General features: G+C 47.9%; 5 protein-coding genes. All 5 read right to left on the bottom strand.

Annotated elements, in window-relative coordinates:
• Window positions 1-133: 133 nt before the first annotated feature.
• A complete protein-coding gene (locus IDJ77_RS23745; protein ID WP_224751213.1) occupies window positions 134-898 on the bottom strand; it encodes a 3-keto-disaccharide hydrolase in 765 nt (254 codons plus the stop codon).
• A 203-nt stretch (window positions 899-1,101) separates the two neighbouring features.
• Window positions 1,102-3,045: a c-type cytochrome gene (locus IDJ77_RS23740; RefSeq protein WP_191191474.1), complete on the bottom strand. Its 1,944-nt coding sequence runs from the start codon at window positions 3,043-3,045 to the stop codon at window positions 1,102-1,104.
• Between the two features lie 9 nt (window positions 3,046-3,054).
• Complete coding sequence (locus tag IDJ77_RS23735) at window positions 3,055-4,887, bottom strand: 3-keto-disaccharide hydrolase (RefSeq protein ID WP_191191473.1); 1,833 nt, start codon at window positions 4,885-4,887, stop codon at window positions 3,055-3,057.
• 96 nt (window positions 4,888-4,983) lie between these two features.
• Window positions 4,984-8,559, bottom strand: a complete 3,576-nt coding sequence (locus IDJ77_RS23730; protein WP_191191472.1) for a VCBS repeat-containing protein — start codon at window positions 8,557-8,559, stop codon at window positions 4,984-4,986.
• A 134-nt stretch (window positions 8,560-8,693) separates the two neighbouring features.
• Window positions 8,694-10,424: a RagB/SusD family nutrient uptake outer membrane protein gene (locus IDJ77_RS23725; protein ID WP_191191471.1), complete on the bottom strand. Its 1,731-nt coding sequence runs from the start codon at window positions 10,422-10,424 to the stop codon at window positions 8,694-8,696.
• Window positions 10,425-10,433: the final 9 nt, after the last annotated feature.

Below are 10,433 nucleotides of genomic sequence, written 5' to 3'. Positions count from 1 at the left end.
GCCTTAAATTATCAAACACCACAAACAGTTCATCAACAAAAAATGCTTGCCAGTTTTACCTGACAAGCATTATATTTAGTTCATTAAAATCTGTCAACCTATTTCAGGACGACTCACATCTGTTGAAGAACATTTACAAACTCCTTACCCAAATATTGCGGTAGCTGATAGGCTTGCTCGGGTCGCCGTGCGATTGCAGCTTGATGGGGGCTGCACCGTGCTTGCGGTATTGCGGCGCGCCGATGTAAGGGGTATCGCCTTTTAGCTCGTAGTTGTTTTGTACCAGCACGCCGTTATGGATAGCGGTTACGCGGGCAGGCGTTTTTACGCTGCCGTCCTCGTTAAAGCGGGGAGCCGTCCATACCACATCGTAGGTGTTCCACTCGCCGGGCTTGCGGCAGGCGTTCATTAATGGCGGCGATTGTTTGTACATGCTGCCGGCCTGGCCGTTAGTGTAGGTTTTGTTGTTATAGTTATCAAGCACCTGCAGTTCGTAACCGCCGGCACCCCATGGCAGGGCGGCCAAAAAGATACCGCTATTGCCGCGCCCTTGTCCGCTGCCTTCAATATCGGCCGGGATGCGGTATTCAATGTGCAGTTGAAAATCGGTGAATTTGCGTTTGGTTTGGATATCGCCTTTCTTTTTATCCACCGTGATCGCGCCACCGGCAACCAGCCATTTTTTAGCGGCTGTAGAATCGTTCACCAATACCCATTCGTCCAGGTTTTTGCCGCCGAATAAAATGATGGCATCTGACGGTGCATCACATGAAGTTTTGCCCGGGCTTACCACCGCCGGAACGGGGGTATAAAATTCGGTATCCTCGGGTTTCGCGGTTTGGGCGCTGGCGCTAATTGTTGCGCCTGCAAGCAGGGCGGTTATAAAAAGGTATTTCATTTTCATGTTTGTTATAAATTAATATCAGTTCATATAGAATAGAAAAAACGCGGGGATCGTGCGATTCCCCTCTTGAGAGGGGGGGAGGGGTGTGTTTCACAGTAATGCATTAACTAATTGAGTAACTGACTAACACACCCCTGCTCCCGCTCTTTTCTACCGCGCCCCCTCTCGAGAGGGGAACAAAAAAAATTTAAATCATTCTATTTTAACGACCTTATCCAGGTAGCAATTTTACGTGCATCGGGCTCACTAACCTGCGGCATCGGCGGCATCGGCGTAGAATAATCGGGCCAGTGCTCGGGCTTAGGGTTTTTAATAAGCGCCATAATTTGTGCCACGCTATAGTTACGTTTGGCTATATCCTTAAATGCCGGGCCAACCTGTTTTGCATTGGGGTTATGGCAGGATGAGCAGGTATTTCTGGCCAACAGCGGTTTCACGTCCTCGTAAGTAAGCGCTTTGGCCGGGGCCGCAGCGGCGGCCTTTGCGGTGCCTTTTACCGCACCAGGTTTAACAGCCACCGCCTTCACCGAGTTTTTGGTGCTCACTTCGCTCATGCTTAGCTTCTTCCCTTCGGGGATATTATTGAGCGTGTAATAAGCCGTTGGGTGAACCAGGTTAAAGTAGTTCTCCTTATCGCGCACACCATCCAGCGTAATAGTATGGATATAATAACGGCGAAGATTGCTCACCACAATGCGGGCCTTCATGCCATCTGCTGATACCTTTACACCCGTAATGGCACATTTCTCGGTATTCACCGGCGGACTGCCGTAAACACCGTGGTATTTATAAATATAGCTCTCCACCGAGTACGAAGCGATGTCCTCGGCTACTTTCCTGTCTACCGGTTTGGTAAATTCTATCTCAAAGCCGTCGGGCTGGGCGCGGATAGCGCGCATCTCGAATGGGATATGGTTGTTCCAGATCAAACGCTGCAAGCCCATAGTGGCCTCCCCTGCCGAACCCCATCCACGGTTGGTTTCGCCTGCTACCAACGAACCATCAGGTAACCAGGCCAAACGAACAATACCCGATTGAAAACCGCTGCGGAAGGCCCATGCAGCACCCTGGTATTCGCCGTTTATCTTCTCCAGGAAAACGCGGTCTACCATGCTCTGCCCCTGGTCGCACACCAGCAGCTGGCCCGAGAACGGACCGAAGGCGCCTTCAGGGATCTTTACAATTTCGGAATTGGAGATGCCCAGGATGCCATGCGGCAGCCATACAGCGGGTAGTTGTAATTCGGGGATCTCCTTTTTAGCCTCAAACTCGGTTTTAAACTTCTCGTTAACAATATTTTGAGGTTTAAAAGGCTGGCCGTTTTTATCAAACTCGATGCGGGGATTGTTGGTTGCAAAAAATTTCTCCTGCGTAAGGGTTAGTGGAGAGTTTGGCAGGCCGGTCCACACCAAACTGGCGGGGTTACCCATAAAGCCGCCTTTTTTAACCGGCATAATGCTGCCCGAGCCAACCCAGTCGCCCTGGTTGTCGCTGTACCAAAGTTCGCCATCGATCATGCTGATACCGCACGGCGAACGGAAACCCGCTGCCCATGGCGTAACCGTACCATCCTCCTTGATATTTAAAGCCCAGCCACGGTAAGGCACCATGCTTTTTGGGTGCCACCAATCCGGCGGAAAACCAAGGTTTAGCGTTACAAAGAAAGAACCATCCGGCGCTATTTTCGGCCCGAAGCTGTACTCGTGGTAATTACCAGATAATGGCCAGGCGTAAACGGTTTCAAATACATCGGCTTTACCATCCATATTGGTATCCACCAGTTTGGTTAGTTCGCCGCGTTGTACCACGTAAAGGGCGCCATCTTTATAAGCTGCTCCCAAAACCTCGTGCAGTCCCGATGCAAATTTGCGGAAGAAGGGGTGCTGACTGGTTGGGTTCTCTACAATAAAAATATCGCCGCGGCGGGTGGTTACCGCGAGGCTGCCGTTTGGCAAAGTGCATAAACCGCCAACCTCTAATATAGTACCTTCGGGCGCGGGCACTTTCATGATCTTAAAAAAGTCGTCCTCTTTTGGGGATTCAGCTTGTGCAAAAGCGCGCTGGCCTAACCCTGTTATCACAGTTATTACGCTTACAAAAAGTATCAGCCTGCTTATCATTTGTGTGTATATATTCTTCATGGCCTCTTCTTAAAAAATGATAGAATAGGTTAATTTTTGTTTTACAGGAATAATGAGTTCCTGCATAGCGCCTGATATGCGTACCATAGGCTTATCAATTGTCCCTTCGTCCAGGCGGATATAATACTGGTCATCCACGCTGTAAAAACCGTCTTTCAGCATTTCTATCTTGCTGCCCTGTGCCAGGCGCATCGTTAAACCGGCAACCGGTGCAGAGATATTTACCTCGCGGTGCAAACCCTGCCCGCCCGGTATCACCGTGCTGGCATCACTTACCGCCGCGCCGTAAAGCGTGTACTTAAAGGTTGGGCGACCATCTGCATCCAGTGTGTAGCCTTTGGGTTTGTAATTGGTTCCGTTGGTATCTGCCGGCCAGGCTGCATCGGCGGTGGCCAATTTTGCTATGCCCGGTGCAGGTTTGCCAAAATATTGAACCGAACCGGCGGGTTTGGATGAGCCGTCGCCGCGTTCGTGCCACATGGGGGTAGCATCCAGGAAACCACCGCGCCAAATCTGTACGATCATACCTTTATCGGCATCGTAAGTGTAGTGCAATTGTTCGGTACTGCCTACGCCTATGCCATGGGTTACACGGATGCCGCCCGGCAAATCGCTAAAGCTGCGCAGGATCACATTCTCTGTAGCGTTAATGAGGATAGGGTCTACCGCGTCGTTAGAGCTAACATTCCCGTCGCTCAGCAAATACTCACGCACACCGGGGCCTGATACCGTTAGCCCTAATGCCGCCTTTGCCCAATCCACATTCTTGATATAGAATATTTCGAAAGGCAGATCGCCGGCAGGTAATTGCACTGTGCCGCTACCTCTAAAGCCCGGCGCCGTAACAGCAGGCGCGCCGTTGATGCGCAGGGCACCCTTACCGCCCGGTACACTCAATTTAAAAGCATATTCACCCGCTTCGTTAATATGGATGATGCCTGTGTATTTCAACAAGAACTCGTTGGCCAGTTTTACCTCGTTGGAAGTAAGCATCGGCGTTACGCCCTGCGCCTGGGGTTTTAAGGTTTTATAATCAGGCTCTTTGGCAAAGTTGCCCTTGTAAACTGTGTATTTAAGATCGGATAACGTTGGATGCAGTTTGTTAAAATTGGTGTAGCTAATGTTTTTAAATGCTACCGCGCCGTGGTCGCCCTGCAAGCGAAGCGGGCCGAGGGCGCTTTCTTTGGCATCATAGGCGCCCCGGGTTGGGCCGGATAGTTCTACGTTTTCCTGTATCAAAACACCGTTAAGCCAAACATAAAGCACTTTGGCATTGGCTATTTTCACACCCTTATCATCAAACTTTGGTGCCTGGAACGAGATACGGATATGCTGCCAAAGGCCGGGCGCCCTGCTGGCGTTTTGCCTTGGCGCATGGCCTTCATAGCCTTTCATGCCATCGGGTTTGCTATCGTCCCAACGTTCGTAGATGCCGCCGTTATCGCTCGATTTAGGGTTTATCGTACCCCAGCTATCCAGCAACTGAATTTCGTACCGGCCCTGCAGGTAGATGCCGGAGTTTGCGCCCTTGGCCATGATGTAATCCATCTCCAGGTCGATATCGCCGTGCTGCAGGTTAAGGTAAAGATCGTGCCCCGGGTTTTTCTCATCCACGGTATTTACCAATATACCGCCCCCTTTGGTTAGGGCAAATGTGTTTGGCTTCTCTAAATCGGCGTGCACACTGCCATCTATTTCCCAGTTTTTTGGCGGGGCAGCAAATGCCGACAGATCGGTTAGTGCCACCTGGCTTTTGAGCGCCTGGGCATTGGCCACCCGCGCATCAAACGAGGAAGCAAGCAGCAGCACCATGCCAAGGGCGGTGTAAATTTTCTTATCCATTATTAGTAAGTTGGGCAATACCCGGTTGATGTGGGTGTAATTGCTGTATTTGGGTTTTAGTTTGCACAAATATATAATAACAATCGATTGCTTTACTTAATTCACAACCCTTTTTTGCCCTTTATTATCATAAATAGTAATACTTTGCATATAAGGGTTGCGGGTAATGAACCTGGCCGATTGCGACAGAAAAGACGAGCCATAGTAAAACTCCTGTTTTTCGGTCTTCCCGTTTTTATAAGCGATGATAGCATAAGCATCATTAGCTGCAACAGGGATATTAAGTGTGCCGCTTTTTAATTCAAAAAGCTTTAAATAATCCTTGTTCTGGCTGGCAGCAAGCAGCAACCGCCCTTTGCTATCGCGCAGTTTTACCAATGCTTTGCCGTTACCCGGGATATAAATGCCACTTTGCAAAATGCTTTGTGCTTTAAACCCTCCCCTGCCGTCGCCTTTCAGCATCAGGCCGTTTAAAGCATCGTACCGGCCAACGGCTGCTTCCGAGCCGTAATCGTTACCGTTCATTACCACATCCAGGTTGCCGTCGCCATCAAAATCGCCGGTCTCCATGCCATTTATAACCGATACCTGCGCTTCAACGGGCATGGGTATCATGGTAAATTTGCCATTACCATCGTTACGCAGATAACATGTTTTAAACATATTGGCTTTTAAGCGCAGGGCTCCTTTCCGTTGTTCGGGCGTAAACATATCATCCATTGTGGCCGTAGCAAAAGAATTGTAATTGGTGTATTTCTTCTTCATGCTGATCATTTGCTTCAGCATGTCATCGCGGCCTTCAACCGGAAATTCCTTTTTAATCCCATCCTTATCCTTAAAAAATATAGAAGGAACGGCGCTGTAAATTTTACTGTTATCAAAATCGTTTGCCGTGATGTAGATCGGGTACTGGTCGTTTGGCTGCATCAGGCTGTTTTGCCCAACGTTACCCACAATATAATCGGTACGCCCGGTGTGCCTGAAATCGCCCGCTACGATGGAATTCCACCAGCCGAATTTGTCGGCTACGCCGGATTGTGCCGTAACATTTTCAAACTTACCGTGGTTGTTCTTCAGGAAGGTAACAGGCATCCACTCGCCGGCCATCATCAGATCCGGCCAGCCGTCGTTATCAAAATCGGTAAAGGTGGCATCGCAAACCAAACCGATATCTTTTAAAGCCGGGGCAACCTCCATGGTTACATCCGTAAACTTTGGCTTGCCGTTTTTACTATCGTTCCGCAAAATAATGCTGGATACCGGCTTGGGATATTCCCATGGCTTCACCCTGCCCGATATAAACAGGTCCAGTTTACCATCTTTGTTATAATCAAAGCCCCGTACGCATAACTTACTTGTAAAGTTTGCAGGTAAGGCATCGGTTGCCAGGGTGAAATTGCCTTTACCATCGTTCAGGTAAAGCCTGTCCTGGTATTTTGGGTCGTTAGGTGCAATTTCGTAACCGCCGCTGGCCATGTACAGATCAAGTTTACCATCGCCATTGGCATCAAAAAGTAGCAGCCCCGTATCTTTAAAAAGTATCGGCGGGAAGGTTTTTACCGGCAACAGATCGCGCCGGCTGAATTTACCATTAGCCTGTTGCATAAATACCTGCGCCTGGTTGTAAGAGTCGCCCCCGATAACCATATCGTCCAGCCCATCGTTATTGATATCGCCTACTGCTAAAGCCGGGCCGTATTCCGACAGCTTATGCGGCAATAGTTTCTGCACATTAAAGTCGATGAAGTTGATGTCCTTGTGTAAAAAGTGAACACCTACCGAATCGGTAACTTCCTTAAATAAAGCATTGCCGGCAAACAATGGCTGCACCTGCGGTTTGGCATCTACAGCGCTGGCAATGCTTACTTTTAAATTCTGATCAGCCTTTACGTTAAGCAGTTTTTGCCTTTTACCATTTGGCCAGGTTATGATCAACGAGTCAACTTTATCCACTTTTCCCAAGCCAAAATGAGCAATGTTCTCTACGGACGAAAGATATCCGCGGTAAGGGTTGTTCTCGTAAAATTGCTGTTTGCCTTTATCGTAGTAAATGTTCACCAAAGCACCCAAACCGTTCAGATTTTGCTTATCACCCTTAAAGTTTATTTGCAGATAGTGCGAATTGCCAGAGCTTTTTTCGTCATCTCTTGATGTGTTACGGTAAACCAGGGCTTTATCATTAATGTTATTTACGATCATGTCCATCGCGCCGTCGTTGTCTAGGTCGGCGTAAACGGCACCGTTAGAAAAAGTTGGCAACTCCAGGCCCCAGTCTTTACTAACATCCTTAAAAGTAAGATCGCCATTATTGGCGAAGGCGTAGTTATGGATCTTGATCTCGGGGATCTGCTTCAATACCATTTCTTTGGAGGCAATTGCGTAAGCCTGCTGCCTGTAGGTCATAAAATCCCGGTCAGACACATCCCTCGGAAACCCGTTGGTTACGATCATATCCCTGAAACCGTCGTTATTAAAATCGGTGATGAGCGGTGTCCAGCTCCAGTCGGTTTGCGCTATACCGCTCAGGAAACCTATATCGGCAAAGGCGGGCGCACCAATAGCACCCTGCTGCCCCAGCCGCCGCCCCTGGTTTAATTGCAGGGTGTTACGCACATATTGGTACTGGGTACCAAACAGATCGAAGTTTTGAAAAAGCTGGTAGTTATTTGGGCCCAGCATCATCTTTTTGCGATAGTTGTCCTCGGGGTTCATATCCAGTTCCACCACATCGGGCAGGCCATCGTTATTAATATCTACCACATCCTGCCCCATGGAATTGAAGGAGGTGTGTTTAAAATATTCTTTAGAGTGATCGGTGAAGGTGCCATCGTGGTTGTTGATGTAAAGGATGTTATTGGAGATAAAATCGTTAGATACGTAGATATCTTTCCAGCCATCACCGTTAAAATCAACAGTAGATGCCGAGTGCCCAAAACCGCTTATGGCAACACCTGCCGCTATGGTTACATCTGTAAAAACGGGGTGCTTTAACGAGTTATCCCAATCGTTGCGGAACAACTTACCGGTAACGGCATGTGGGCTGCGGCTATCGGCAGAGCCAAAAACATTGGGGTTATATTGAGCGCTGGCATTATTAACCGTTAGGTACATGTCCAAATCGCCGTCGTTATCATAATCAAAAAAGCTGGCCATGGTAGATTCGGTGCCCGATTGCAGGCCGTAATCTTTTGCCATATCTTTAAACCTGGGAACACCATCTTTATCCGGCCCCTGGTTTATATACAAAAAGTTGTACCGCCTTGTAGAATCGGCATAAACGGTGTTACAAACGTAAAGATCCATCAACCCGTCGTTGTTTACATCAACAACGCTTACCCCGCGGCCCCAGCGACCGCTGCCACCAACACCTGCTGTAGCGGTAATATCGTCAAATTTAAAATCGCCTTTATTGAGGTACAGGCGGTTTGATACCATGTTGCCCGAGAAAAAAACATCCTGCAAGCCATCATTATTAAAATCGCCAATGCCCACGCCTCCGCCGTTGTAAATATTCACCACGTCCAGCGGGTTTATGGAGTCGTTCTCGGTTATTTTGTTGTTAAAATCGATGCCGGAATGAGAGGAAGAGATCTGCTGGAACTGTGTTTTCTTTTTACAGGAAAACAAGCCCACAAAACAGACCAGGATAATTAAGTAAGGGGAAATTCTCATATAGTAAGCCTAAGGTTATCGATTGAAAAGCATGTACAATTTATGGGTTTACATCCATTTCAACGAAATTTTTATCAGCAGCAAAAAAAGGCCTTCTCTTTACAGAGAAAGCCTTTTTTAAAGTCAAAATACTATTATTTGCCATACGCAGGGTTCTGCGTAAGATTTGGGTTAAGACCAATTGCCTGTTGCGGGATAGGCAAAATATCGCGTCCTTCCGGAAGCGTTGTTTTCCAAACACCATGCAATAAACCATCGGCTGTTGGGCCATACGGATAAGGCTGAGGTGTAGAAGATGCATCGGTACCATAGGCTGCTTTGATGAAAGCCGAAGCTACACCAGGGCCGGCCCTGCGCAAATCATAAAATGTAGAGTACTCGGCAGTCAATTCGTGCCTGTACTCGCTTAGTACCATTTGCAATGGATCGGTAATAGGGGTAGTTGGTTTACCATCATAGGTAAGGCCATCCTGCATTACGGCAGGTGCAACACCACCAAAGGCACGGTCCCTAACTATTTTAAGGTCGGCCAGTGCACCGGCAACATCACCTGTACGTACCTTACACTCTGCCCTGCTTAACAGTACTTCGGCGTAACGCATCATAATCTGGTTTTGTGAGCCAAATATGATCTGGCCGCCGGTACCGCCGGTAAGTTGTGGGTCGCGCCATTTTTTTGAATTGTAGTAACCAGAACGTTTCTGATCTGAAACACCATACCAGGGCCTGGTAAGGGTACCGCAAGTATTGATAATAGTGCCATCATCAGCTTTGAAACGGGCATCGCCATTTGCAAAACCGCCTGTAACTGACGGGTAACCTTTAATACCACCCCATTTGGCGATGATGCCGGGGCTTATATTCTGGTCGCCGGGGCCAATAACAGTAAGCAATTTACGTTTATCACCTGCCTGGTAAGAATACCACAGGCCCGGGTTAGCGTAATCATAACCAAAGTTGGAAATCTCTTCCGGCCAGCTAAAGTCATCTATCCAGGCTACTTCGCCACCATTTTGCCAGCCGCCATCCCAGCTTTGTGAGCCTGATACTTCAAACTGGATCTCGAAGATAGATTCGTCATTGTTTTGGTTGCTAAACTCATGCACATCGGCAAAGTTTGGCAATAAATGATAGTTGCTGGTAAGCTCGGTATTGTTAAAAGCTGTAAGTGCCGAAGCATAATCTTTTAGCCACATTTGCGCAGCACCCTCATAAGCGTAAGCAGCACCTTTAGTAGCACGGCCCAGGTCTTTTTTATCGAGCGTTGCTTTAGATACTAACAATGTCTCAGCTTGTTTCATATCGGCTACCACTTGTTTAAATACCTCGTCTTGTGAGCTGCGCGGTGTTAAACCGTCGGTTTCTGCTTTTAATTCCAATGGCACGCCGCCAAAAGAACCCGCCAGGTAGTAATAGCTCATACCGCGTAAAAAGTATGCTTCACCGGTAAGGCGATCTGCAAGAGCGGCCGTTACAACACCGTTCTCTTTTGCAGTAGCAATAATTTTAAATGCCGCGTTGGCACGGGCAATTGTAATGTAGGCGTTGTTCCAAAAGGTTGATAGGGCGCCAAAATCGGAATTGATCTGGTAGTTATTCCATACAATGTCTGCACCGTAGTTGTAAAAATCGTGCGTTTGAAAGTTGGCGTAATACCAGATAGATTTTTTCAGCAGATCGCTATTTTGGTAACCATCGTAAATGCTGTTTACCAAAGCTACAACATCCGATGATTTTTTGAACGTAGCATCTGCCGTGGCCTGAAAGCTACTGGTTCTATTCAAAAAGTCCTTTTTACACCCCAAAGGCATCACCAACGCAGTAATCAGGGCTATAAAGGCAATATTTTTCTTGTTAATTTTCATGTCTTTAAT

It is taken from the genome of Mucilaginibacter pankratovii, assembly GCF_014773265.1.
In the GTDB taxonomy this organism is placed as follows: domain Bacteria; phylum Bacteroidota; class Bacteroidia; order Sphingobacteriales; family Sphingobacteriaceae; genus Mucilaginibacter; species Mucilaginibacter pankratovii.
This window is presented reverse-complemented; position numbering and strand designations above follow the sequence as displayed.

Excerpts from the sequence above, each read along its gene's own strand:
- IDJ77_RS23730 (WP_191191472.1), bottom strand. The coding sequence starts at position 8,559 with ATGAGAATTTCCCCTTACTTAATTATCCTGGTCTGTTTTGTGGGCTTG.
- IDJ77_RS23725 (WP_191191471.1), bottom strand. The coding sequence starts at position 10,424 with ATGAAAATTAACAAGAAAAATATTGCCTTTATAGCCCTGATTACTGCG.
- IDJ77_RS23735 (WP_191191473.1), bottom strand. The coding sequence starts at position 4,887 with ATGGATAAGAAAATTTACACCGCCCTTGGCATGGTGCTGCTGCTTGCT.
- IDJ77_RS23740 (WP_191191474.1), bottom strand. The coding sequence starts at position 3,045 with ATGAAGAATATATACACACAAATGATAAGCAGGCTGATACTTTTTGTA.
- IDJ77_RS23745 (WP_224751213.1), bottom strand. The coding sequence starts at position 898 with ATGAAATACCTTTTTATAACCGCCCTGCTTGCAGGCGCAACAATTAGC.